Origin of the sequence: Acanthopleuribacter pedis (assembly GCF_017377855.1) — a bacterium.
Classification (GTDB): Bacteria; Acidobacteriota; Holophagae; order Acanthopleuribacterales; family Acanthopleuribacteraceae; genus Acanthopleuribacter; species Acanthopleuribacter pedis.
Map to the genome: position 1 here is coordinate 273,839 of NZ_JAFREP010000002.1, position 26,502 is coordinate 300,340.

Here is a 26,502-nt window from a genome sequence, read left to right on the forward strand (position 1 = left end):
AGGTTGTGGACTGGTTGTTAAGTGGCCGCGGTGGTTGCACGGGAATCCTTTCTCGAGCGGTTGCGCGAGCCGGGTTAGAATGGCGGGGTGAGGTTAAATCATGGAAACGCTGCAGTATTTGGGCGGTTATGCCCCCGCCTTATTGGAAAAAGTGCAACGGCTCATCGCCCAAGATCGGTTGGGTGCTTATTTAATGGAGCGGTATCCCGAGGCGCACCAAATTCGTTCGCCCAAGGCGTTGTCGCAATACACCCTGGATTTGAAAAATACCTACATGCGGCGATCCGGCCCCTTGAGCAAGGTGGTGTACAGCGAAAAAATTGATGTGATGCGCAATGCGCTGGGGGTGCATACGCGCGCGAGTCGGGTGCAGGGCAACAAACTCAAGGCCAAACGCGCGATTCAGATCGATGCGTTGTTTAAAAAGGTGCCGGAGGATTTCCTGCGCATGATCGTGGTTCACGAATTGGCGCATTTTAAGGAAGCGGATCACAACAAGGCCTTTTACCAGTTGTGCGAACATATGGAGCCGGATTACCACCAACTCGAGTTCGATCTGCGCCTGTACTTAACCTTCCGAGATCAGAAGGGCGAAGACCTCTGGTAAATCGGGTAGGAGGCGGGGTTGCCCTCCGCCGTCCTCCCACACCACCGGGCATACGGTTCCGTACCACGGCGGTTCATTTCATTCTTCCCAGACTGAGTTTGTACAGAGAAAGTGAGATGAGCCCACGTCCAATAAAGTAGTCTGCCGGGTAAGCAAAGTTCATGTGCCTTTTCCCGGAGTTCCACCAAGGTCCACGTCCGTTCCAAGCTGATTTCCTTGCCGTTTCTTCGGGAATTCCCCTTTTACGCAGCATCGTATATCGCTTGAACGGGCGTTTCCATTGCCGCCATAGAATGGTTCGTAGTCGCCTACGAATCCATCCGTCCAGTTCCTCGAAGACACCCTTGACCTCAGCCAGTTTGTAGTACGCGACCCACCCCCGAAGCTTTGGCGCTAATTCGCGCATAAAGGCTTCCAGGTTGCGTCCTCGTCCTTTACGGAAATCGCGTTTCCGTTCCTGTTTGAACCTTTGGATGCTTTCTTTGGCCACTTTCAGTCGCGGCTTCCTGTGGGCCGTCATGCTATACCCGAGAAATTTCCGTTTCCAGGGTCGGTCTACCGCACTTTTCTCTCGGTTCACCTTCAAACGAAGCTTAGCCTCAAGAAAGTAGGTGACCGTTTCCATGACCCGCTCTCCCGCTCTTCGACTTTTCACATAGATGTTGCAATCGTCGGCGTAGCGGCAGAACCGGTGCCCTCTTCGTTCAAGCTCTTTGTCCAGATCGTCGAGGAGGATGTTCGACAGCAGCGGCGACAACGGCCCGCCTTGCGGAGTTCCCTTTACCCGTTGCGTCTCAAGTCCTCCCACCATCATGCCTGCCGTCAGAAACTTACGGATCAGTTTCAAGAGCGGCTTGTCATCGATACGACGCGCTACCCGTGCCATCAATACGTCGTGGTTGACCTTGTCGAAAAATTTCTCCAGGTCCATATCCACGATCCATCGGTGCCCGGCTGTAACGTGGGCTTTGGCCGCGATCAGCGCTTGGTGGGCGCCTCTCCTCGGCCTAAAGCCGTAGCTCGAACTTGAAAAGAGCGGTTCCCATATCGGTTGGAGCACTTGGTGAATCGCTTGCTGGATGAGCCGGTCCAAAACGGTTGGGATACCCAGCACCCTCGTGCCGCCCCCCGGTTTCGGGATATCTTTCCTTTTCACCGGTTTCGGCTTGTACCGCCCATCCAGAAGCTCTTCTTTAATGCTCGGCCAGTTGCGTGCGAGAAAGGTGTCCAGTTCGTCGACAGTCATTCTGTCGACGCCCGGCGCACCTTTGTTCTTCTTCACCCGCGCCAGTGCCGTTTGCATGTTCTCATTTGCGACCACTCTCTTAAGTAGTCCTTCTGCCTTCCGCATGTAGTATTCCCTGAGTACCGGCACGTTTGCCACCCCGCCGCTTTGCCCTCGCGGCTTCCGGCCGCTACTCTCCAGCGTGGGGTCGTGTTTCTCATCACGACATTCTGTTGCTTCACGTTTCATCGAAATCAAGGCTCCATGCTAAATGAACTGTTCCGGCCTTCAGTCAGGTCGCCTGACCTACTATGCCTTCTGCTGACTCCTGCCGATCCATCCCAACCCCTTACGAGATTAGTAGCACAAGGCAGATCGACAGGCCTCCCCGGGTAATGCACACCCACCTCCACGCTTATACCCGCCGCATTTACGGCGACATGTTCCGTTCAGGTATCGGACTTTGAAGATATTGGCCTTCTCATCCCATGCAACCGCCTGATGGGATTCCTGTACGTCGGGTCAGCGTTTTGCCTTCGGCTTCCTTCAGATCCCGCCTCGCGACGAGCACCCTTGCCGTTCGGCTAACAGTTCCCCCTGACGGGCCTGTAAGGGACTTGAACCCTCAAGTGAGTGTGCCCTGCCGGGCACACCAAAAAAAAGCGAAGGCCGAGGCCTTCGCTATAAATGGTGCTTGCAATCATTGAAAGGCGGAACGCCTGTCATGAAGCGGATACGGCGGCTCACCCAAATCCCCTGACACGAATTTAAAAAAGTTGTTTCACCCTTGATAGCCGCCAAAAGGAGCTATGCCTCCGGTACTCACATGGTAAACGCGAGGGGAACTGCATCTTTTAGTAGGTAAGCGACCTGGTCAAAAAAGGCGTTCAGGAGGTTGCTCATGCGCGAAGCTGAAATGCTTGAAACCAGCAGCCCGAAGGGGGCTCAATGGAAGCAACGGATTCAACGTTGGGAGGCGTCGAGGTTCTCGCGGGGAAAACCATTGTCTCAAATAGGCCACTTTCAGTTACCGGCGAAAGAAATTCCCCGAAGAACGCGGCACAAAGCCAAAAAGGGCGTTGCCTGCAGATTGCACAGCCCTCCCCCGCAGCACCTCGGTATGTTCGCCGGCCCAAGAGTTAATTGTTGATTGGGTTAAGGCTTCCGCGTAAGTGGCGGCCATGCTGGGTTGCTGGGCACATGCAGGCCGTTAGCTTGTTGACACCGCGAAGGGTAGAAGAAAAAGGTTAACGCCCTGGGCTGATCAAAACATCCGATCTACCAAGTGCCTTGTTATATTTCAATTCTTCATTACATTTTTTTTGAGAAAAATAAATACACTGTGTCATCTCCATCATCACCGAGATATTTGTGATCAGCATCTGGGTAACGAAACGAGTAAATCCATTTTGCTTGATCCTCTAATGGGAGTAAGTCAATTATTCGTTCGAAATCGTCAATTGCCTTTTCCTGATTATCTACTGTGTCAGCTTGAAAAACCGCAGCTCCCTCCCAGTTAACATTACGCAAATTTGCATTATTAAAGCTTGCTCCAAATAAAACTGAATTAGAGAAATCAGCACCCTCTAAATCTGCCTTATCAAATTTTGCATGATTTAATCGTGCGTTAACAAAAATTGCGCCACGAAGATTTGTGTGCGGATAGCGAAGAGAAGATATTTGTTTTTCTGATGGCGTGAAGTCAACACCAATTAACTCGGCACCAGTGAAGTTTGAATAGTCTAATTGAGAACTATTGAAAACCGCTGTAAAACCTTCTGAATCTCGAAAATCAGAACTGTTCATTACTAAGCCACTGAAATTTAGATGGGATATTTGAAACCCGCGAAAATCAGAATAAGAAAAATCTGGTCGCACTTCAGCAAATTCGGATAGGTTTTCAGGATTTAATCGTAGAACCCGAAGCAACAACCTTCCTCTCTCGGGACTCAATGCTTTTTTGGATAAAAGTCCTGCCCCCTGTATTGGTGTTACAATCCCAACTGACTTGTAGAAATCTGGTTCTCCATACTCCAAGAACCGGTATGGGCGAAGTCCCGCTGAAAGGTTAGCAATATTTTCTAATGTCGCAAGAGAAAGCTTGATGTTATCTTTACCATTAGAAGAATACGCACTTAACTCTAGATTGATTTCCTGGATCTCGCTAACTAGCAAAGCTCGTCGAGATGCTTCCTGAAGATGGTTTGATGTCTCAATTAACTTATTTTGAATTTCTAATTTTTCGACTTGCATATAGGTCGCCAGAAATATTGAAAAACTAACCACGCCACCTAGGATTGCCACAAGGCGTCCAAATGCAACCGCTCGTAAAACAGCAGCCCAAATTGCTTGGCACAAAGAATAAAAAAATGGAGATCCTTTGTTCAACCTTTTTTTTAAAAGTTCTTTATCTTTTTCATTATATTTGCCTGAAGATATCTTGGCCGAAAAAGTCGCAATTTCAAAAACTAAATCTTGTATTTCTTCAGGGTTTTCAGGTATTGATTTAATCGCTTTTGAAGAATAGTGCTTAAACAGGTAGTAGCCGGAGAATGCTCCTACAAAAAAAACAACGATAATGCCAGCGGCTACCACTAATACATCAATAGCGATATCAAAAGTAAAAAGCACTTGAGCTGTTATAACTAAGCCAATTCCAAGAAATACACCTGTAATCAAATCAGGGCTTGAGACTTTTAAACCCAAACGCATCCATAATGACTTCTTTGAACTTGTTTTTGTTTCTTGATCCAAAGGTGTTCCTTTTCTTACTGTCTGAACTTTTCTAAAGTTTCAGAGTGAAAGCTAAGAAGAACGGGTTAATCGCAAGATAAGCGAAAAGTGAAGTTGAACGTAGCTGCCTGCCAGCTCATGGAAATCTCGCTTGTAGTCATAGAAAACAATGTCGCTTCCATTTCAAGACCATCTACTGGTATCGGAATTCACAGGTACCGCCTGCTCTCAACATCGTTTTTAAAATTAGCAGGCGGGGAGCTTTGGGAAGCAGTGCCTCGACCGGGGCGGTTCTCCGCGCTATCTCTTCCTCTAACGAGGCTGATTGCGCTTTTGGGGTCCCATGCCCCTGCCGTTCAGTTTTCGAAAGAACGGTGTTGATTTCCTCCGTGTCAATGCCCTTGGCGCGAAGCAAGGCGCCGGAGGTTTCATGGGGATTGGCCGCGCCGGGTGCATACACGTCTAGATTAAGGAGGCCCTTCGTGGACAGAAGACGAAGTCCGATGCGTTCCATGCCGACCTGCGCGACATATCCAGCACATGGCTTTGGCCGGTCTTCCTTGGTTTTGTGGCAGGCCATCATTTGAAACCCTCCCACGATGATTGCGACCAGCTCATGCCGCCTTTGCCGAGGCCATTCGTCGGGATCACTGTCTTTTCGCCTAGGGCAGTTGCTACACGGTGATTTTTTCATCGTTGATTCCCCTTTCTCAGCATGGGTCGGACGAGGCTATCCTACCTCGACAAACGGCGGAAAAACACCAGAAACTGCCTAACCCCTCCCAGGCTCTTGGCGTAGTTACCAACGACCCGATGCCTTTGCCGGTGGATCCCGGCTACCCCATTCGTACCATCTTAAAAGATGGGATTCTCCTACCGTTTACGTGGTTCTAGCTTATCCGAAATTCAGGGGATGCTTTTTCCTGCTCGTTGGTAGGCTTGCAATTCAGGAGGCGAGTTTTTTGGCTGTAAAAAAGCAATCACAGAGAATGATGGGTGACCTTTATTAATCCAGCCGTATGTAATTACGTTCATAAAGATCAAGGATTGAGCCAAGCTCCTTCTCGCCAGCATCATGTTTTTGAGGGTTACGCAGCTTGCTCAACCATTTGTAAAGTTTGATCACAGGAAGCTTAATAATAAGCTTCTTGTGTTCGTGGTAAAGCTCACGAACCCACTTTAGTTCGCGGTTTTTTTCTAATTCTGCTTTAGTGCTTCTGTTTATGATGAAACCCAAGTTCCCATGCTGCGAGCACAGGTATGACAACATTTGCCTGTATTCATCTCGGCCGAGTTCCCTCTCAAAGTTTTTAACTTCAAAAATCAGTTGTCTCGATTGATAATCCTCCAGGATTCGCCTCCAAAGCTCAGTGCTGCCCGTATTTGTGCCAACAATGTCTCTCCTTTGAGTTTTGTTTTTGTTTGGGTTCAATGAAGGGTTTTGTAACCCTTTAGGGAAAACAATTTTGATAGCTTTTAGGCACCACTCCTCGAACTCTCCGGCATCTTCCCTTCCTTGTTTTATGTTGTTCAATTCCTGCATGACTGCGCCAAGTTTTCTTTTTCTTATTTCTGTCGTTTCAGAAGATACTTGTATATCGTATTCGTCGTAGATCTCCTCAGTGTTTTCAAGGTGTTCATTAGGTTTTATATTTAAACCAATCCAATAGCATGGGTGAATCAATAGCTTCGATTGATGACTCACGGAGAAGTCAGGGTCTTTACCGTCGTGACAAAAGACAAAGCTAGATACATTGTCTTTCCAAACACCAAGGAAACCTACACTGTATAAGGTCTGAATTATCGTCTTTGTGTCGCTTAGAATGGCAAACGCTTGGGCTTCTGATTTTTCAAGTGATTCAAGAGAAACCGTTGCCAGAATTTCATCAATCTCAATATAGTTGAGAGTTGTTTTTGTGTTGCAGAATAACGAAAGCAAGCGCGCGATACATGGGATGATCTCCAAGTATTCCTTCTTGAGATCTTCAAGTCTTGAACAAGAAATTTGCCTTGATGTCTTATCTATGTCATCATTAACTATAACGTCTCGACTGTGAGAATAAGCATTATTAAATGCCTTGTTTAATAAAACGAGAAGATCGCGGGGCCGGTACAGTGTCAATTGAAGGCATCGACGAAAGCCTTGTTTTCCTCTTAGATCTCGGGCCGTCTTTTGATCCCAAACTTTCAGACTCTTCTCTTGTGTTATTCCAAAAGCTACTCTTAAGCGGTTGCAAATCATGTTGAAAAGTTGGTATTCGTCCCAGTGTAATCTAAGCACATCACCTTCAACATTTCTGGAATAATCAGGATCAAGGAGCTGAATAGACCGAAATATATTGTCACGAAAAAATATTGTTGTTGCCGTTCTTGGGAGTTGATTGGATAGGCTGTCGAGAGCGTAAATTAAACCTGTCAAAATAGAAATGCCAATAGGGTCTGGTTCATAACCTTCGTCCAATTTGTCCGCGATTATGCGCAGAGAGAAGGTCTTCTTATTTAGCGCCTTCGCGACAAGTTGATATAGGTCTTTAATTTGAAGGGTTCTGGCAAGTGTTGATATTCTTTTCTCTATAACTACGTCAGTTTCAACCAGGGTGTCCAGGGCTCCTAACATTCTATCTATAATATTATCACCCTCTTTTCGCCATGCTTTTTCCTCAATTAAAAGCTGTGCTAGTTCATTGTCGGATCGAATCTTATAGTTCGATGCAAGGTTAAGGATAATCTCTTGCAGAATAGCGTATTCCCATGCGATTTTACTAGCAATCCTTAGGTGCTTCTGTCTGTCAGAAAAAAGATTAACAAAAGGCCTAAGCCCGATGATTTCGGTTTCGTTAGGAGATATACTTACAATCACCGCCTTTTTATCTAGTCTCCAGTGTTTTTGAAGCTTGTAGAATAGAGCACTCTTGCCGGTCCCCCGACGACCGACAATCACTCGCCTTGTATGCTCTTCAATGAGAGTTCTATATTCTGGGGTTTCGTAAAAAGCTTGATCTAGCATTTCAAAATCTCTCTCTGCTTGAACGTCGCCCAGAGAGTTTATTTTTCTGAAGTTATTTTTGATCACAGGGGCCCGCTTGATGTTTTTTCCAAAAAAATACCACAAAACAAGAACCTCAGCAAGATGATAAATCAGGGTATATCAAGCTACTCTAAAAGACATTTGTAGCGTCATAAAAATAAAGCCAAGGGAGGGCGGGGTGACCTTGCGCGCGCCGCGAATCGCTTCTTTTAACAGTTGGCACATCTTGGCATTCTCCTGTCGAGAACGACGATGGATGAATGGTCGCAAAAAGTCGCTCAGTGTTGCCTCGCTTTGGTCGACGCTTTCAAGGAAGACCTTCTCAAAAGCAACGATGTTCCAATCGATGAAACAACGCCCCGGGTTTACGGTGAAAAAGACCGATTAAACACCACGCCGTCTTACATGTGGGCTGTGCGTGGCGGGCTGCCGAATTCTGGACCCCAAACATTTATTGACCAAAGCAGCCTAACACGAAGTCGCTCGGTTGCTTGGTTCTTGGTTATGGGTGGGCGATGAGGACGAGGGTGTCGATGCGGTTGGAGATTGCCGTGTGGGCCAGGGTTAGGGTTTCCGGGTCGAGGGCGGCGAAGCTTTCGTCCAGAATGAGCAGTTCGGGTTCTTGCAGGATGGCGCGGGCGATGCACACGCGCGCGTGCTCGCCGTGGGAGAGTTGCCAGCCGGTGTCGCCGACCATTTGTTGCAGGCCCGCCGGCATGCGGTCGAGCAGGTCGCCCAGGCCCAGCTCGCGACAGATTTGGTCGGCCAACTGTAAGTCGGCGTGTTGGGGTGGCCAGGCGCGGCCCATGAGCAGGTTGAAGGCGAGTGAGGCCGAGAAGATGTGGTTTTCGTGGAATTGGGTGACCAAGGCGATGCGGCGGTGCCAATCCTGATCGCGGCGGGTGGCGCGGTCGAAGCCGTTGAGCAGCAACAAGCCGCCGTTGGGGTCGCGCAGGCCGGCGAGGATGGCGGCGAAGGTTGACTTGCCACTGCCGCTGGGACCTTCGATGAGGATGCGTTCGCCGCGTTTGATCTGCAGGTGGAGGTTTTGCAGGACGGCGGCTTGGGCGCGTTGGTGGCGGAAGTGGATGTCGCGCATGTTGACCAGGTTGCCGCTTGGGTTGGTGTCGGCCTGCTGGGTGCGTGGGTCGGCGATGGGGACCGCGTCGGGCGGGGCCGCCACCAATAGCCGCACCTCGCGCCAAGCGATCCATGCCTGGACCAAGCTCGTGAAACCCGCGTTGAATTGGGTGAACCCGCGCACGGCCAGAAGGATGCCGCCAAGTGAGACGGCGATACCCAGTGGGTTGAGGCCCGGCTGGAAGAGGATGGGGAGCAGGGCGGCGAGGGCGGCGACCATCCAGCCGCGCGTGAGCAGCAGGTCGAGCCACAGCGAAATCCGGTCCATGGCTTTTCCCGCGGCGAGGGTTTCCGCCAAGAAGCGGTCTTCTTGCTGGTGGGATTGGTGCGGGATCTCTTGGATCAAGCGGGTGCGATGGCCCAACATTTTTTCGGTGAGTTGGTGGGATTGTTTGAGGCGGAGATGGGTCCAGTGGCGGCAACGATGGTAATACCGGGCGATGAGCATGCCGCCGAACCCGACCCACAGCGGCAGCAACGCGGTGAGCAGGCCGGCTTGAGGGCCGTGGGCCAACACCCAGGCGGCGAAGCCGAGGTCGACGAAACACAGCAGCGCGGTCAAGCCGCCGTTGATGACGAGGCTCTCCAGCGCGTCTGATTCGAGCACGCGCGCGAGGAAGTTCCCGGAACCCATTTTTTTGAGGTGGTCCGCGTCCAGGTGCAGCGCGCCCTGGAGCAGGTGCTGTTTGAGGATTTGGGCGGCCCCGATGTTAAAGGTTCCCTGGAACCAAAGGGTCATCATGGTTAAGGGGATTTGGCTCAGCAGCAGCAGACCCCAGGGCCACAGGGTATCGGCGTCGATTTGGCCGGTGAGCGAGGCGCCGCCGATCCATTTCCAGGCCTGGATCAATAAAAAGTATTGGATGAAGTGGGTGGTTAGGAACAAAGCCAGCCGCGAACCCAGGCGCGTGGCGGCGGCGCGGGCGGGAAGGGGCGCGGTATCGTTGAGGCGCAGCATCCAGCAGGATTGAATGCGCGAGTCGGCCAAGGTTTCTTTGAGCAGGCGTTGTTGGATGCGTTCTCGGTCGGCGCCTTGAATCTCGGCCTCGTGAAGCAGTTGTTCGGTGGCGACGCGGAAGGGGGCCTCCACCTTCCAGGCGAACAGCGGCAGCACGCTTTCTGTTTTGACCTTGAGTAGGCGGCCGTCAGGGCTCAAGACCTTGAGAAAGCGGTGGTTGCCGCCGGCGAGGGCCAGCAGGTACGGCTGGTTTTCGTGGGGATACACAAACAAGGCGGGCCCGGCGAAACGCAGCAGGTCCTCGACGTCACCGTACCCGACGCTGAGGCGTTCGGCTTGCAGGCCGCGGCCCGCGGCGGCTTGGCGGATGATCCGGTCGAGGTTTTCATTGGTGACCGGTTCGGCGTTCCCGGCGAGGGCCGCCGCATCCAGCGTTACCGCGTCAAGCCTTTGCGGTAGGCCGCTTTGCGCGGCGAGGGCGGCCACGGCGTTGTCCAACTCGGCGGCGGGCCAACCGTGACGGGCCAGTTCATCGGGCGTCATGGTTGCGCCTCCAATTTACCGTTCACCAAACGGAGGCGGCGCTGATCGGGGTCGGCCCACAAGCTGTCCATGAGTTCCTGTTCGGCGCGGAGCAGGCGTTGGTAGGGGCCGGGTTGGTTGCGCAGTTGCTCGGGCGATCCGTCCTGAACCAAACGGCCGCCTTCAATGACACACACGCGGTCGAAGGACAGGGTAGAATCCAGGTCGTGGCTGACGTATATCAGCGTGGCTTGCGGCCACCATGCCCGCACCATGCGCAACTTGGCGGCGCGGGTGGCGCGATCCAAGCCGCGGAAGGCCTCGTCCAACAAAATAAGCCGCGCGTTGCGGCGCAGCAAGCCGCGGCCGAGGCGCACGCGCTGGCCCTCGCCGCCGGATAGACGGGTGCCGGCCTCACCGATCTGGGTTTGCAGGCCTTGGTTGCGTTTGTCGAGGATCGGCATCAGCTCGGCGGCCTCGAGGACGGGTTCCAAGGGGACGGGTTCGGGTTCGTTGCCGTAGGTGAGGTTGTTGAGCAGGGTATCGTTCCAGAGGGTGACGGCCGGGTCGATCCACGCGGTTTCGCGGCGCAAACCGGGCAAACCTTCGTTGTCCAGCCGGGTGCCGTCCACCCAAACGGCGCCCTCGCTGACGGGATAGCGGCCCAGCAACAAACCGAGCAGGCTGGATTTCCCCGCGCCGGACGGGCCGACCAAGGCCAGGTGTTCGCCCGGCTGGATGTCGAGATTGACCCCGCTCAAAACGGCCTGGCGGCCGAGGGTGACGGCCACCGCCTCAAAGCGCAGGGCGGGGCCGCGCGTGTCGGTGGGCTGATGGGGTTCGGTTGCCGTCGGTTGGTGGTGTTCGTCGGGGGCGGCGAGCGGCTCCATAAAACGCAGGGTGGTGCTGCGGTAAGCGGGTAAGGCGCTTACGGCGGCGGCGATTTGTTGGCCGAGGTCGGGGATTTGCAACAGCCAGTAAATCAGCAGGAGCAAGGTGCCGTCCTGCTGAATCTGGACCTGCCGACTGACGATCCAAAAGGTGAGCGCGACGCCGACCAAGCTTTGCAGGCGGGTAAGGGTTGAGGCGGTGAGCAGCTGGTAAGCGGCTTGGACCCAGGCGGTCAGGCGGCGCTCGTGTTCGCGGGTGACGGCGCCTTGCGCGGCGTGGGCGCGGATGGGTGCGGCACCCTTGAGCGCGTCCAGATAAAAACGGCTGAGTGCACCCTCGTGGGCACGGACCCGCATGTCGCGTTCGGCGAGCAAGGGGTAAATGCCCAGCGGCAACAGGGCGGCGGTGATGCCGGCCAGAAGAATGGGCCCGGCGAGATGGGGGGCCAGCCAAATAGCGCCGCCGCAGGTGAAAACCAGGGCACACACGGCTGAAATCAGGCGGGTGACCATCAACGGCAAGCCGCGGATGTGGTGCAACATGTGGTTGCGTTCGGCCATGTCCCCGGTCAGGCGGCCGTGGAAGTAACGTTCACCCAAACGGGGGATTTTTGCCAAAAAGGCGGCGCGGAGCCGCGTTTCGAGGTTTCGCCCCATGCGTAACTGGGCCACTTTTTGCGGGATTTGCAGCAAGAGCAGGGTGACCGCAAACAACCAGAGGACCATGCCGCCCGCGAGCCGTTGCTCGGGCAGCGGTAGCCCGTTGCCGATCTCCATCAGGCCGCGCCACAGTAGGGTTTCGAACAAAACACCGCCGGCCTGCAGCAACGCCAAAAAAAGAATGGTGAGCGGGGCCCACCAACCGTCGGCACGGATGGTTTGCCACAGGAGGCCGGCGACGGCGGGTTCCTTCTCGCCGACGGCGCGGCGCAAGGCGGTATCCGTTTCGCTGGGTTCGTTTTCGGCCTCATCAAGCGTTCCCGGTTGGAAGCTGATAAACACGGCGCCGCGCATCATCAGGTGGGTGTCTTGCGGCGCGGTGTTCACCGACCAATAGGCTTCCGGGATGCAGGTTCCCAGGCTGTCCCCGGCCAAATCGCGTTCGTAGAGGCGGCTGATCAGACGTTTTGCGGCCGACTTGGCGCGAACGGCACCACCGGATTTGAGGGCGCGCACGCAGCGGGTGGCGGCGTCGAGTGTCGCCAACGGGCGGTAATCCTCGTTTTGCAGGGTCTCGACGACCTGAACCTGGGCCGCGTCCTTGCTAAACCCCAGCGCGGTGAGGCGTTGGATGAGGGGAAAAACAAAATGTTTGGAGGTGCGCGCCCAGGCGAACCAATCGGCGTGGCTCAGGGCGTGGCGGTGTTGGTAGAGTTGGCGCTTGAGTTGTCGGGCGGAGACCCATTTGCGGCCGTGGGCGGGATCCATAATTTGGAACCAGCGCCCGTGCCTGCGCCAAATCACAATGAAGTGATGGCCGCCGCCTGGCAGTGAGACCACCGCGAGGGCGGGGAGGAGATCGGTGTCGGGCAGCAGTAAATGGTCGTCCGGCAACATCATTTGTTCGGCGGGCAGGCCCAGGGCGACGGCCACTTCCTCGAGGGTGTCGATGCTGGTGCCGTCGACGCTGGTTTGGCAAGCCTCGCGCATGCGCCCAAAACCCACATCGAGGCCAAACCCATTGAGCACGGCCGACAATGCCGCCGGGCCGCAATCCATTTGGGATGATTGGACGATTTCCGGCACCAAGAAACGGCGCTTCATGGTTGCGGTTCCGAGCGGGTGGGTTGTTGGGCGGCGCGTCGGCCACCCACGGTGCGCAGGAGCATCTGGAGCGGGGTGACGGTTTCGCCACGCACGAGCACCTGGCCGGGGAGCCCGTGTTGGAGCGGGATACCCGGCGGGGTTGCGAGGATGTCGAAATCAATGCGCACGCGCTCATTGCGCCATTCCCCGGCGACCTCGCGCACGCGCAGGGTCAGGCTGCCGTATTGCAGCCAGGGGAAACCGTCGAGGCGCATTTCCGCGCTGTCGCCGGCGCTGATGCGGCCGACGGCGTCGGCGGGATGGAACCAGGCGCGGACCATGAGGGTTTGCTCGGTTAACAAGCGACCCAATTCGCGACCCGCCTCCACGTATGCGTCGTTTTGTAAGGGGCGTACCTCGGCCAATACGCCGTCCGCGGGCGCGGTTACCACATATTGGGCCGCCTCGTGGGTCAGCCGTTGTTGTTCGGAGGCCGCGCTGCGAATATCGCGTTCGGCTTGGTCGCGCCGGCGTGCCAGTTCGCCCGCCTGGTTGTCGGCCTCGGTTTTGGCTTGTGCCCGTTCACTCGCGCGCAGTTGTTGGGTGAGCTGCAGTTGGTCGCCCTCTTGACGAGCTTCGCGCGCGGCTTGTTCCATTTCTGCAAAATCCAATTCGGCGATTTCACCGCGCTGACGCAGAGGGCGGTAGCGGGCCAGCTTATCTTCCGCCGCCTGCAACCGGAGCTCGTGGCGTTCAACGGCGAGTTTGGCTTGTTGTAAACGCAAGTCGGCGCTTTCCAAGGCTTTCCGGGCAAGCACCTGTTGTCGTTGCGCCGCGGCCGTAATTTGCGCCAGGGTCTGGCGGTGTAGGTCCAGATCGGCTTCCGTTTGTTCCAGCGCTTTTTGAACGGCGGTCTGGTCCAGCCGCAGCAAGAGGTCGCCGCGTTGCACACGGCGGTTGAGTTGGAGCTGGTGTTCGGCGACCCGACCGTTGCGATGGGCGGTGATCACATGGGGTTCGGCCACGGCGACAACCCGTGCATTGCCTTGGCGATGCACGGGCACGGCGCCGGCGCCAAACCACCAAATCCAAAGCCCGGCCAACAGGAAAAGCGCGACGGCAAGGCCGCCGACCAATCGGTGTCGTTCACGGTTGAGGGCGCGGGTGGTTTGTTTAAACGGGGTAGACATGGTTGGGGTGACCTTGGCTTGCGTTGTCACAACGTGCGGGGCGACGCACGTTGCGGGGGCGACGGACCGGTTGATCCGTCACCGAACGCCCGCGGCTTAAACGGGTTGGGCGAGTGGGAACCGTTCGGCGTAGTATTTGAGGTACTTATCGCGGTGCTCTTTGAGACCCGCCAGGAGGTTGCCCTCGTAGGAAGCGACCAAACGCTCGGGGAATTGGACCTTGTCCAGGGAGAAGGCAAGGGGATCATCATAGGGTGCATTGAAGGGTTCTGTCACCATGTCAAAGATACCGTGGTCAAAAGGAAGGCCCGCTGCGCCGGTTTTGAGTGAAAAACGTTCCCGTTGACCGTTGGCAACTTGTTTCAAGGCGCGGTGGTGGCAGTAGGGATTGTTGCCGCGTTTGCCGAAGAAGACATGAGCGGTCCAGTTGCAGCCGCCGCGGCACAATTCGGCAAATTCGCATCCTTTACAGCCGCCCCACAAATGGTCGGTTCCTTCCGGGGTGCCGGCGTTTTCGTTGAACTTGAGTTCTTCCGCATTGTAGAAAATGTCTTCCAGTTTTTTCTCGCGGATATTGCCGCCGGTGTAGGCGTTGGTTGGGAGCGAGGGACAGCCTTTGATGCTGCCGTCGGCCTCGATGCCGATGACTTGCAAACCGGCGTTGCACCCGGTGTAGAAGACGTTCTGATTGTCCTTAAAGCGAACGCCGCGCATGGCGCGTTCGTAGGGGCCGAAGTAACCGATGTTGTTACCCGGTTGTATTTGGAGGCCTTCGGCGTGGCCGGTTTTGGAAAGCCAGGCCAGCATGGGGTAAAGGTCGACCAGTTCCCAGGGCTGCATCAAAATTTGGTTGGATTCCACCGCGTTCCCCATGGGGACGGTGAGCTGAATTTGCCAGAAGCTAACACCCGCGTCGAGCAGGGTTTGGTACAGCAAGGGAAATTGAGGCGCGCTCAATCGGTTAATTTGGGTGTTGCAACCAAAGGGGATGCCGACTTTGCGGAAATGGGCCAAGGTTTGGAAGACTTGTTTCCACGAGCCTTTACGACCGCGCAGCTTGTCGTGAACGGCTTCCAGGCCGTCGACGGAAACCGAAACGCCGCGAATGCCGGCCTCGGCCATGCGTTCGGCAGTGCGTTCGGAGATGCCGAAACCACCGGTGGTCATGGTGGGTCGCATGCCGACGCGGGTAATCTCGGTGGCGAGATCGAGCCAATCCTTGCGCAGGAACGCCTCGCCGCCGATGAGGGAGACTTCTTTGATGCCGAGATCGGCCATCTGGTGGATGAGGTCAAATGCTTCGGCGGTGGACAACTCATCGACACGGCTGTCGCCGGCACGTGAACCGCAGTGGGCACAGGCCAAGTTGCACTTGAGGGTGATTTCCCACACCGCGTAGGTGGTGCGTTGGTAGCTGCCGGAAGTGTCGGCCTCGGCGGCCGGGTTGGCGACGGGATCGGTAAAAACCATGACGACTCCTTGAAACAAAATTTTTGGCGCGGAACGCGGGGAGAACCGGTTCGCGAGGGTGGAGAAGGTGGGGGTGGTGTGAACACGTTAGCCTTAGAAAAAACACATATATCAGTAAAGGTGGCATTGTTTTGTCGGTTGTAAAAATGAGCCTGATGTTTGTTTTCGGTGCGTATTTTTAGCGCGCCAATGTCCGGTATGCGTCCTTCTGAAGTGATTTTTCCCTTAACTTTTCGCTGGCCGTCATCATGAGCGGGGCGACCTGCGGTCAAGAAATCGGTGCGAGAAGTTGACCTAGGTTACAGAAAGCCAAGCCTAAGCACCATAGATTGAAGTCTTAAGGCAAGTACAAGCTAAGTCTAAGGCAAGCGATTGGGTTTCCAGCAGCGAACGCGTTTTACGAAAAAACGAAAAATGCGTTCTCGTGTAAGGCCTTCTATCCTGATCGAAACGAAAATTAAAGTCAAGTAGTCGGCTGAAGAACGGGAAAACGCCGCGGTGGATATATAGAGAAATGATGAAAAACGCCTAAATAGTTGAAAATATGAGGTCATTTTGGTTGACCTGGGCCTGGACACCGACCTAGAATGAGCTTGAAATTTCCCCGTTTGTTAGTGGGATGTCATATTTTCGCGGCAAATTGGCGGAAATTAACTTCTTCATAGGAGAACGTATCATGAAAAAAGTTAACATTGAAAAGCAAGCTGTTCAGGCCAAAGACCTCCTTGCTGAGATCGAAGGTACCGGCGTTAAAGTAAAAACTTCCGTAAAAGCCGGCAACTTCGGCAAATGCATTCCCGGCACTTGCCCTCAGCCGCTCTACGGTGTCGTTATCACCATCTAAGCCGTTTTCAACTGGGGTCTCGCGACCCGCGGGTGCCTTCCAGGTGCCTGAACCCATCTCTTTGAGATGAAGAAACGGGACGACGCCTTGGGGGGTCGTCCCGTTTTTTGTTTGCCCAGCCCGGGTTGGGAATTCGGGCGATTTGCGGTTGGCGACCGCGTTTATGAATATTTTTATGAGAACTGAAGCCGTTCCACGTCGGGGAAATGTTAAAATTTGCCCACCGTGTGCGTGTTCGCTTGTCCCGCCGCATCCGGCGTCTGCCCGCCGCGTTTGGTATTTTGGGATACGGGGGAATTGCTTCCTTAGCGCGTTCACACGTGAGAAAAATCGATCTGGGTTCGGACGGTGGACGTGGCTGAAACACATCATGATCCGGCTTTTACGCCGCTTCACCGGCATGGTTTGCCGGTGGGTTCTTCCTTCGCGTGCATACGGTCCGCCGGACGAGAAGGCGTCTAAGTGTTGGTCCCGCTCCTTTTCCGCCGGGCTGTTGCGCTCGTAACCGGTCGCCGCTTCGTGTTGCCGTGGTTGTTCCTGGTGAGCGGCCTTCTTGTTGCCGATTCCGGCCAGGCCGCGCAGCAGAAAAGGATCCTTGAAGGGGTGAAGTTCGAACACCTCACTACCCGCGACGGCCTCTCTCAAAACGGGGTTTTTACCATCGTTCAGGACCATCACGGCTTTTTATGGTTTGGCACGCGCGACGGGTTAAGCCGTTTCGACGGTCAGCGTTTTCGAACCTATTACCGGGATTTTCAGGATGAAACCACGCTGTTGGACAACAGCGTTTCCCACTTGGCGGTTGGCGGAGACGGTGTGATTTGGGCGCTTAATTATGTCGCCGGCATCAGTCGTTTCGATCCTGAAACAGGCACGTTTCAACGGTTTCCCCTCGGCGCTCCCGAGGCGCCCCAATGCCAACATTTGAACGGCGTCTCGGCCGGTCCCGGCAATACCCTATTCGTCTCCCATGATCGAGGCCTTGCGCAATACAACCCCGAGACGGGCCGCTTCGATGAAATCGACCTTTCGGCCTTGGCGGAAGGCGACGTGGAAAGCGCCGAGATGATTTGGTTTCCCGGGGACGATGCGCTCTGGATCGCGACCAACCAAGGCCTGCTGCGTTACCATCCTGAACAGGGTATTCTCAAAGTCTACGCATTCGACGATACCGATCCCAATCGCCTGCCGCCGCGATTTTTCACCGCCATTCAGCCAAGCGGCCAGGGCAAACTCTGGCTGAGGAGCAGTGCCGGCATCGGTTTGTTTGATCCCGAAACCGAACACTACGAACCGGTGGATTTTGGGTCAGCTTCTTGGCCCGGCGAGGGGGGAGGGATGCTCCGCGACAGCCGCGGCATCCTTTGGATCCCCACCAAAGGCGGGGTCATGCTCTACGATCCCCAATTCGAGACGCTGACCCAGCTACGCGCCGAGGCCAAGGATCCGCGCACCCTTTCCGAGGATCACGTCGTCACCGTGTTTGAGGACCGATCCAACATGGTTTGGCTGGGAACCTTCGGTGGCGGCGTTAACCTGTACAACCGCTCTTCCGAAACCATCGGCCACGTGCGCTTGGATTTCGAGGGCGTGAACAATTATAAGTACGCCGTGTTTGCTTTTGTCGAAGGCGACGATGGTTTGATGCACGTCGCCACCGAGTCGGCCGGGGTGCTGACTTATGATCCAGGCATCGGTTCCGTCGTGCCCGCCCAAGAAGCCTCAAACGACCCGGATGCGGTCCATCCCGACATCCTGGACATGCTGCCCGCCGACGGCGGCATGTGGCTCGGCACGGTCACCGGGCTGAAGTGGTTCGATCCCAAACAACCGCGGTGGCGGGATGTGGCCGACCCGGAAGGGGCCGCATACAACCAACTGCAGCGCAGCATTCAGGACTTAGAATACGGTCCCCATGGTGAAATTTTCATGGCCTCCTTTGGCGGGCTCATCGCCTACCAACCCCGCGACGGCTCCTGGCGTTTTTGGGTCCATGATCCCGAAAATCCCGAGTCCTTGCCCCATAACTTCCTCCTCGCGGCACACCAAACGGAACGGGCTTTGTACCTGGGCACCTATGGCAATGGTTTGTTTGAATTCGACGGCGTGTCCCGTTTTCGGCAATTTCCCGCCGACGGCGCCGACCCCGACGCCTTGAGCCACGCCACCATTCTCACCATCATCGAAGGTCCCGACGGACGCTTGTGGATTGGCACCCTCGGGGGCGGACTGAATGTCTTTGATCCTGAGACGGAACGGTTTAAGCGCTATACACGCAAACATGGATTGGTGAATGAGAAGGTCTTCGGCTTGGCCTTTGACGGTGACGGTGATCTGTGGATCGCGACCAACCGCGGCTTGAGTCGTCTCAATCTTCAAACCGAACAGTTTCGCAACTTTGGTCTCTCCCACAATTTGCAAGCCAATGAATTTGGGCGGGGCGCCATCCTGAGGGCCCGCGACGGTACCATGTATTTCGGCGGGGTCAACGGCTTTAACTTTTTGCAACCCCGCGCCCTGCGAACCCAGGCCTTTCATCCGCCGATTGTGCTCTCCGACGTGGAAGTGCTTAACCTTCCGGTGCAATTCGACCGCGAAACCGCCGATTTGCAAGAGGTCACCTTTGCCCACGACGACCGCGCCATCCAGTTCCATTTCGCCGCGCTTGATTTTCGCAGCCCGCGCGGCTTGCGATACGCCTACCGCGTTCCCGGTCTCACGCCGGACTGGGTTCCCCTGGGCAACAAGGGCGATGTGTCCTTTCCCAAATTGGCGCCCGGCCGTTACACCCTGGAAATGAAGGTTGCCAATGCCGACGGCGAATGGGTTCCCGAGACCCGTAAATTGGCGATTACCGTCACACCGCCGTGGTGGGCCAACCCATACGCCTACGCCCTTTACCTTTTTTCCGGGTTGATGGCGGTTGGTTTTTATTTACGGCGGCAACAGGCCAAACTGCAGCGCTCCGAGGCGATGAACCAACGCTTGATGCGGGTTGACGAGCTGAAAGACGAATTTCTGGCCAATACCAGCCACGAACTGCGCACGCCGATCCACGGTTTGGTGGGGTTGGCTGAATCCTTGTTGGCGGGAGACGCAGGCGAAGTATCGCCCGCGGTGGCCGACAACCTTCAGTTGATGGTGTTGAGCGGGAAGCGGCTGGATAATTTGGTGAACGATATTCTCGATTTCTCCAAACTCAAGCAGGCCGAACTGGTTTTAAACCTGCAACCGGTTGACCCGGCCATGGTGATTGAGGCCGTTTTGGCTGTGTGTCAGCCCTTGGCCGCCGACAAAAAAGTAACCTTGATTAACGATGTTTCCGAATCGTTGCCCTTCGTCAACGCCGACGAGGGCCGCCTGCAACAGGTGTTGTTTAACCTGGTGGGCAACGCGATTAAATTTAGTGAAGAAGGCGAGGTGCGCCTGGTCGGAGAACGCCATGACAACCTGCTGCGCATCGCGGTTCACGACCAGGGGATCGGTTTCGATCCCAGCATGGCGGAAAAAATCTTTGAATCTTTTCAGCAGGGAGACGGATCGGCGACCCGTGAATATGGTGGGACCGGCCTGGGGCTGGCCATTTCGCGTCAGTTAATCGAACGCATGGCGGGGCGCATTTGGGCCGAGGGTTATCCCGGCCGCGGCGCGGTGTTCACCTTTGAACTGCCGATTTCCGGGGAAAAAACCCTGACCGTGTACCGCACCGGCGTGGACGGACGGGTGGCTGAATCCACGCTTGAGGTCAAAAACCCCATTGCCGCGGTGGTTCCGGGTTCCTTTCCGGCCGTCGCAAGCGCGGCGGGCCCGCCCCGTGAATACGCGGTGGGTTTGCCCGATGGGCGTGCGATTCGCATTTTGGCGGTCGATGATGAAGTCGCCAATCGCCGCATTTTGGCCAACTTCCTTCAGGTGCACCGCTACGAGGTGGTCCTGGCCGCCAACGGGATCGAAGCCTTGGAAGCGCTCAAAACCGATTCCTTCGACTTGGTGCTGCTGGATGTGATGATGCCGCGTATGTCCGGCTTCGAGGTGTGTAAACGCATTCGCGAGACCCATTCACTCCAGGAATTGCCCATCATTTTCCTGACCGCCAAAAACCAAAATGCCGACATCGTCACCGCGTTTCAGTTGGGTGCCAACGATTACCTCAGCAAACCTTTTTCGCGGGATTCGCTGCTCTCCCGGGTTAAACCCCACCTGGAGCTGTTGGATATCAACCGCAACCTGGAACAAAAGGTGCTCGAACGCACCCAGGCACTCCAGGCCTACACCCACGAACTGGAAACCCTCAACCGCATTGTGCAAACCATCAACCGTGAGATGAGTGCCGAGGGGTTGTTACCGACCCTGTTAGAGCAGGCGATGGCGTTGTTCCAAAGTGTTTCCTGCGGCACCTTTTTGCTGCGGGATACCCGCGATCAAAAGTTCCGCGTCACCGTGGAAAACGCCTGCACGGCCTATCTTAAAGCCCGTGATTACAGCGAAGCCGCCGTTCGCAAGCAGTTTCTCGCCGATCAATACCAGTTGGATGACGCGACCTATTTCCTACCGCTGACCGACTCGAGTGGGGTGGTGGCGGGCTGGTTCCTGATGATCGCCTTGGTCTTTGAGGGCCGTTTGGAAGGGGTCATGTTGTTGCAAACCCAAACCAATCCCAGCGAGGTTGCCAAAACCGAGTTCACCCGCCTGCACCGTTTCCGCGAACACGCGGTGGTGGCCGTCGGCCGCGTGAAAACCTTAAACGAGTTGGTCGACAAGCAGCGGGAGCGGGTGGCAACCGCGCATTTGGTCGGCATGGCCGAGAACGCGAGTTCGGTGCTGCACAATATGGGCAATAGCCTGAACAGCATTAACATCTCCAGTGAGGTGATCGAACACAAGTTGGCCCAATCCAATTGGCCGTCCTTGGCCGAACGCCTTTTGGCGCGTTTTAAGGGCATGCTCGGCAGCGGTGAGGAAGGCGCGCAACTGACGGAGACCTTGAGCAAACTGCTTATTCGCATTGAACACCGCGACGCCGCCATGTTGGAGGAACTGCGGCGTTTGCGGCAATACCTCAACCAATCTTTGGATGTGCTGCGCGATCAGCACGCGTTGTCCGGTGTGACGGAAAACCCCGAACCGGTTGAAATCAACCCCTTGCTTCAGGCCTGTGCGCAAGCCGTGGAGATCGCCGGTCTTCCGATCGACTTTACCCTGCGTCAGGGCTCGGTACCCATCCTTTATGTCCCGAAAATTAAGTTCATGTTGATGATCGCCGGGCTGATGCGTTACCTCGCCTTCCTGTCGGTGGAGAACGGCGCGCAAGTGCACCCTTGTTACGTTGAATCGGAGCAAGGCACGGGGCACGTTGTGGTTCGGCTTCGTTGCAGCGGCGGGGGTCTTTCAGCGCAACGTCAGCAGAGCTTGTTTGACCAGAACCAATCGGGCGAACTCCACAACAGCGCCAATTTGGCCAAGGAAATCGGCGGTGGCATTGAGGTGGAAAGTGAGGGGCCGGGTCGCGGGGTGACCCTGCTGGTGCGGTTACCCGCGAACATACACCGGGAAACACCGCTCCAGGTCGCGGGTTAGCCTTCCGTTCTTTACCCGAAACGCGTATGCTAGGTAGTGCATTTACAGCACGTCCATTCTGTTGCGGTTACGCCGTTTGCAACGAAATAAGCGAGGGTCCTGAAGGTCGCATGCAACTCAAACGCACTTTGGTTTGGCTTTTGATATGTACCACGGTGGTGGTGGGTTATGCCTTTGAACGCGACATTCGCGCCTATTTTTCCGGTCGTGATCGTTTCGATTTGTCGCGCCTGGCTTTTACCGATACCTTGGGTAACACCGCTCGCCTTGAGAAGGGTTACCGCGGCTACGTGGTTTTCTACAGCGATTACAGCGGCTGCGGCGTTTGTTTGTCCAAATTGATGGAATTGCAAGGTTTCTCGGTGATCTACGAGGACATCGCCATTGTGTCGATTCTCAATGAAAAAAACGATTGGCGCCAGTTTCGCGAGCAGCTTCTGGAATACGGAATTCCCGGCGAGGTGCTGCACGATCCCCATGCCAATTTAGGAAAAAAGCTTGCCTTGAGCCCCCATCCCCAGTTGTTGTTTTTCGACCGCCACCAAAACTTGGTGGCGATGGTGCCCATGACCGTGCGCCATGAACAACTTTGGAAACAGATCCATATTTATGCCGGGGAACTTTAGGCGGCCTGCTCGCTTCACCTGACGGGATTTTTTTGAGGTAACCGACTGAATTTTATGAGGTAGCTCCCATGGCTCAATCTTTGGATTTATCCGCCCTGGACACCTATATCGACGCCAACCAAGACCTGTTACCGGGTTTGGCGGAACTGTTCTCCTTTGGGAACGCGGTTCCCATGGATGTGCGAAACTGCCTTGACGGGCTTTCCTCGCGCGACCATTACGACGCGGTGCTGCGGCGGATGCAGCGGGGCCTCAGCGTTCCCGACGTGTATATCGCCGCCCATCATGCGATGTTGATGGGTGCGGTGGTCGAACGGGGCGGCGATCCCGATTTGGCTGTGGAAGGCGTGTTGGACCGTTTGACCGAAATGCTGCCGGCCTGGCGACGTGCGTTGGGCATCCTTGACCAGCATTGTTTTATCCAACACAGTTCCGCGATGACCGACCACAAGCTTCAGGTATTGGCGCGGGTTGATTGGGAAGCCGCCAAAACCTTGCTGGGCGTTTCCTGCATGGTGCCCGCCGCGATGGCGATGGTGACGCGAAGCAAGGCGGCGCGCATCGCGGCGCGGCGACGCACCGGTTTGATCGCGGCGGTGGCCGAAATGGAACGCGCCGATTACCACGCCTTTTACATCCACGAAACCCTCGCCGCGGTGGATGATATGCGTTTGTTGGTGCTCCATGGCGGCCAGGGTCGGGGAGCCTGGGTTCGGCTGGACATGGTTCGCAATGCGTTTCAATTGTTCACCTTGCTGCAAGGGACCTTGGTTGAGGAAGGGATTGTTGCCGGGCCGCAACCGAACGCGGCCTTGGTTGCTTGTGCGCGGGGTTTAAGCGTTGCCCGCGATCCCGCCGCCCTGATGGATCGTGCGGTTTGGGGTTATTTGCCATGGTACGCGGCGCGCGCGGACGGGGGTTTGGACGGCTTGGCTTTTGTACCGGGTGAGGTGCGTCCCGATGGGATTGCCCGCTATGAAGATCACGCGGTGCTTTTACTGGACGCGCCCCTCATGGCACGTACCTGGGACGGCCATTTTTTTGCGCCTTACCACGACGCCTTGCGCCCAAATGTGATTGTTGAATCGGTTCTGACGCCGGAAGAGGTCGCTCTCTGGATGAAGCGCTTCGCCGCAAGCTAGCCCGCATTTCTCACCAGAATTCATCGCGAGACTTTGAAATCGCTGTGAGTACACAGGTTACCTGGTCGGGCAAACGTAGCGGGGCCGACCCTTGGCGGGGCCGACCCTTGGCGGGGCCGACCCCTCGGCGTAGCAGTGCTACGACGAGGCTGTCCCACCGTTGGTTTGCAATCGTGCGACCAAGTAACCTAAGTAATCGAAGCTGTTTCAGCGCCGGAGCAGAACTTTTGGTGAGCATACGGGCTAACCCGCCGCGGGTTGCTTGACGGCGTGGAACCATTCTTTGGGTGTGGTGCCCGGCAGGCGTTTAATCAGCGGCTCCTGTTTGGTTCTAGTAGCTGGGTTCATTCGTCCTGTTTGGCGAGGGCGGAAGCAAGCCCGCACGCTTCATTAATGATTTGGACCAAATTCAAAATCGAAACCGAGCTTGGCCAAGTCGCCACCGTGGGCGCGAAGGAATCGGGGATGGTGCATCCCGCGGGTGGCGACAGCGCGAACACAATGTCGCCGTCCTCGTTCGTGATGCTGCCGCTCCAGACAGAGAGCCAACGGCCGTCGCCGTAGTTCAGGTGGGGTCTATTGTCGAAGTTGTTGGCGCTGTCGGTGAGGGCGTAGTCGTTGACCAGGGTACGGGTTGACCAGGCCAGACCCATGTCGGTGCTCGCCGAGGAATAGATGTCCGTGTCTGTCCCGGAATCGCCGGGATCGTTGTTGCCCGCCCAAACCGTGACCCACGAACCCGCGCCATAGTGAATGCGCGGCACCGCGTCGTTGACCGCGTCGGTGGTGCCTTCAATGGCGCGGGCCGAGGTCCAAGTAACCCCCGAGTCAATCGAACGGCTGAACATCACATCGTTGTCCGTGCCGTTGGTGCCGAGGTCGTGGTCCGTACTCCATACTGCCAGCCAGTTGCCCGCGCCGTCGGTGGCAAGATCGGGGTTGGTGTCATTGGCGCTGTCGGTAAACGCGTAGTCGTTAATAGGCGCGGGGTCGCTCCAGGTGGTACCAAAGTCCTGGCTGCGGGAGAACACAATATCCCGATCCAAACCACCGGAACGGGCGAGGATCATGTTTTGGCTTGCCCAGACGATGATCCAAACACCCCGTCCGTCGGTTTTCACCTCAGGGTTGTTGTCCTGGCCGCTATCGCTTTCGCCGTCACTGTTGAGCAGCAGCGCTGTGGTCCAGGTCGCGGCGTTGTCCGCTGAGGTGGCCACAAAGATGTCGTTGTCGGTGCCGGTGTTGCCATTGGGATCGTTGGATTGCCAGGTACACATCCAACCGTTGCCACCGTCCGAGGCGATGGATGGGAAAAATTCGTCGCCGGTATCGGAAGAGGCGGTGATGGATACCGCGGCAGGGGTGGTCCAGCCGGCGCCGTGGTCGTCGGAGATGCTGTAAAAGATGTCGTAGTCTGAGCCGAAATTACCCTGGGGGTCGTTGGATCGCCACACAACCACCCAGCGGCCGTTGCCGTCGGTTGCGACGCACGGCTCAAAATCGAGTCCTGAATCCATTTCCGCGCTGTTGATCACAAACGAAGGCGACCAGGTAAGGCCGTTGTCGGTTGAGACGGCACCGAAGATATCAAAGTCGGTACCCACCGTATCGTCGCGGCTGTCGGTGCTGCTCCATACCGCCATCCACCGGCCCTGGCTATCCACGGCGAGGTTGGGTTCGCTGTCGCCCCCGGCGTCTACCTCGGCGTTGGTATTGAGGTAGGCGGCGTCGCCCCACGTGGTTTGGGCGAAAGCAAGCTGATTCAACAAGAACATCACCATCAAACATTTGAGCAGAGGGTTCACTGTTTCCTCCTGGGCCGAGGTCCCCCTCAACGGGGGCTTCGGGATTGGGCGTGGACAACAAGCAGTTTGCGGGACCGCGAGACGGAAGGTTCCCGGCTGAAGGTCGTGGGTAAATTGTCAGGTTTGGTTTCTTGTCTTGTCGGTAAACTTGGGGTGGAACATGAAAGAAAAGTTGGGGTGGCGGGATCCTGGACAAAGATGTGACGGCCATTTATTTGAAAGGCTTTTCGTTTGTCCAAGCGGTCCAAAAAAGCAACGATGCGGGACGGCCAGGTCAAAAAACGAAGGGCCGACCCATGGGGAGCCACGGACCCAAAATCAGGAAACAAAGCGGGTTTTGGCCATTTGAGGAACCCGTGTTTCGTTGAGAAAGGGTGGGGAAGGTCGCAAAACCATGCTTGGTGATATCAGATTATCAAAAAAAGACTTGTGCTGGTAATGAGAGTGCGTTATCTTTTGTCTCACAGAACGCAGTGACGCCCCCTGTACCAACAGCTACGACGGTACGCGGCAAACGCGCTGGTTCTCCTCTGAATTCTTTACTTCGCCCGCATTCCTCACAGGGGTTTTTGCCCTGTCGCGGAAGCCCTTGTGAGCAATGCGGGTTTAGGGTTACCTGGGTGCCTGCAAGCGGGGGCGCGGCCTGGACCAATTGGGTCACGGTGCCGTGCCTTAAGACCATCCACGTAATCTGTCCCCCGCGCCCCTTCCCGGGGCGCATTTTTTTTTTGTAACCCTTATTACTTCACATCGCCGCCTGGAGTCACTATATTAGACAGTGCAGAGCCACACATTATGAGGTGGGTTTGCGGCGTGGACTCGCGGTAACGCCTATCACGTAACCCCGAAAACACGCGGTCCTGAAGAAACACGGCGGTTTTTTGGACGTATGCCTTTAGCTAGGCGGTTGGAAAAACCGATATCCTTATACAAGCGCTGTTCCGCGGGACATGGGTGGATTCGCCGACGGCGGTACACCACGGCAATCGCAAGGCGACC

Annotated in this window: 15 protein-coding genes; 5 read left to right on the plus strand and 10 right to left on the minus strand. The window is 55.8% G+C overall.

The window, feature by feature from the left end; genetic code table 11:
- The first annotated feature begins 100 nt into the window (after positions 1 to 100).
- Positions 101 to 607: a M48 metallopeptidase family protein gene (locus J3U88_RS02725; RefSeq protein ID WP_207856596.1), complete on the plus strand. Its 507-nt coding sequence runs from the start codon at positions 101 to 103 to the stop codon at positions 605 to 607.
- 73 nt (positions 608 to 680) lie between these two features.
- Here J3U88_RS02725 and ltrA read toward each other — a convergent pair whose 3' ends face one another.
- From ltrA to J3U88_RS34135, 4 genes are all read right to left on the minus strand, one after another.
- On the minus strand, positions 681 to 2,081 hold the full coding sequence (gene ltrA, locus J3U88_RS02730) for a group II intron reverse transcriptase/maturase (protein WP_207856597.1): 1,401 nt from the start codon (positions 2,079 to 2,081) through the stop codon (positions 681 to 683).
- A 1,062-nt stretch (positions 2,082 to 3,143) separates the two neighbouring features.
- Positions 3,144 to 4,586 carry a pentapeptide repeat-containing protein gene (locus J3U88_RS02735; RefSeq protein WP_207856598.1) on the minus strand — a complete coding sequence of 481 codons (1,443 nt, stop codon included), beginning with the start codon at positions 4,584 to 4,586 and terminating at the stop codon, positions 3,144 to 3,146.
- Positions 4,587 to 4,758: 172 nt separating this feature from the next.
- Positions 4,759 to 5,259, minus strand: a complete 501-nt coding sequence (locus tag J3U88_RS02740) for a DUF6283 family protein (protein WP_243435757.1) — start codon at positions 5,257 to 5,259, stop codon at positions 4,759 to 4,761.
- A 312-nt stretch (positions 5,260 to 5,571) separates the two neighbouring features.
- A complete protein-coding gene (locus J3U88_RS34135) occupies positions 5,572 to 7,677 on the minus strand; it encodes a P-loop ATPase, Sll1717 family (RefSeq protein ID WP_243435758.1) in 2,106 nt (701 codons plus the stop codon).
- Between the two features lie 132 nt (positions 7,678 to 7,809).
- Between J3U88_RS34135 and J3U88_RS35215 the strand changes: the two genes are divergently transcribed.
- Positions 7,810 to 8,112, plus strand: coding sequence for an IS66 family transposase (locus J3U88_RS35215; protein ID WP_423842028.1), 303 nt, complete (start codon positions 7,810 to 7,812; stop codon positions 8,110 to 8,112).
- Here the strand turns inward: J3U88_RS35215 and J3U88_RS02755 are convergent.
- The 5 genes from J3U88_RS02755 to J3U88_RS02775 all read right to left on the minus strand — a co-directional run bounded on the left by J3U88_RS02755 (position 8,096) and on the right by J3U88_RS02775 (position 16,971).
- Positions 8,096 to 10,234, minus strand: coding sequence for an ATP-binding cassette domain-containing protein (locus tag J3U88_RS02755; protein WP_207856601.1), 2,139 nt, complete (start codon positions 10,232 to 10,234; stop codon positions 8,096 to 8,098). The two genes, J3U88_RS35215 and J3U88_RS02755, sit on opposite strands and share 17 nt — an antisense overlap.
- A complete protein-coding gene (locus tag J3U88_RS02760; protein WP_207856602.1) occupies positions 10,231 to 12,867 on the minus strand; it encodes an ATP-binding cassette domain-containing protein in 2,637 nt (878 codons plus the stop codon). The genes J3U88_RS02755 and J3U88_RS02760 overlap by 4 nt, the downstream gene beginning before the upstream one ends.
- Positions 12,864 to 14,039, minus strand: coding sequence for an HlyD family secretion protein (locus tag J3U88_RS02765; protein ID WP_207856603.1), 1,176 nt, complete (start codon positions 14,037 to 14,039; stop codon positions 12,864 to 12,866). Before J3U88_RS02765 ends, J3U88_RS02760 begins: the two co-directional genes overlap by 4 nt.
- Before the next feature lie 96 nt (positions 14,040 to 14,135).
- The gene (locus tag J3U88_RS02770) at positions 14,136 to 15,509 is read right to left on the minus strand and encodes a radical SAM/SPASM domain-containing protein (RefSeq protein WP_207856604.1); all 1,374 of its coding nucleotides are present in this window, start codon (positions 15,507 to 15,509) and stop codon (positions 14,136 to 14,138) included.
- A 622-nt stretch (positions 15,510 to 16,131) separates the two neighbouring features.
- Positions 16,132 to 16,971: a hypothetical protein gene (locus tag J3U88_RS02775; RefSeq protein ID WP_207856605.1), complete on the minus strand. Its 840-nt coding sequence runs from the start codon at positions 16,969 to 16,971 to the stop codon at positions 16,132 to 16,134.
- Between J3U88_RS02775 and J3U88_RS02780 the strand changes: the two genes are divergently transcribed.
- From J3U88_RS02780 to J3U88_RS02790, 3 genes are all read left to right on the plus strand, one after another.
- Positions 16,957 to 21,930, plus strand: coding sequence for a response regulator (locus J3U88_RS02780; RefSeq protein ID WP_207856606.1), 4,974 nt, complete (start codon positions 16,957 to 16,959; stop codon positions 21,928 to 21,930). The genes J3U88_RS02775 and J3U88_RS02780 overlap by 15 nt on opposite strands.
- A gap of 110 nt (positions 21,931 to 22,040) precedes the next feature.
- Positions 22,041 to 22,556, plus strand: a complete 516-nt coding sequence (locus J3U88_RS02785; RefSeq protein WP_207856607.1) for a TlpA family protein disulfide reductase — start codon at positions 22,041 to 22,043, stop codon at positions 22,554 to 22,556.
- Positions 22,557 to 22,624: 68 nt separating this feature from the next.
- A complete protein-coding gene (locus J3U88_RS02790) occupies positions 22,625 to 23,698 on the plus strand; it encodes a hypothetical protein (protein ID WP_207856608.1) in 1,074 nt (357 codons plus the stop codon).
- Positions 23,699 to 24,042: 344 nt separating this feature from the next.
- Here the strand turns inward: J3U88_RS02790 and J3U88_RS02795 are convergent, their stop codons facing one another.
- Positions 24,043 to 25,503: a sialidase family protein gene (locus J3U88_RS02795; protein WP_207856609.1), complete on the minus strand. Its 1,461-nt coding sequence runs from the start codon at positions 25,501 to 25,503 to the stop codon at positions 24,043 to 24,045.
- Positions 25,504 to 26,502 lie beyond the last annotated feature (999 nt).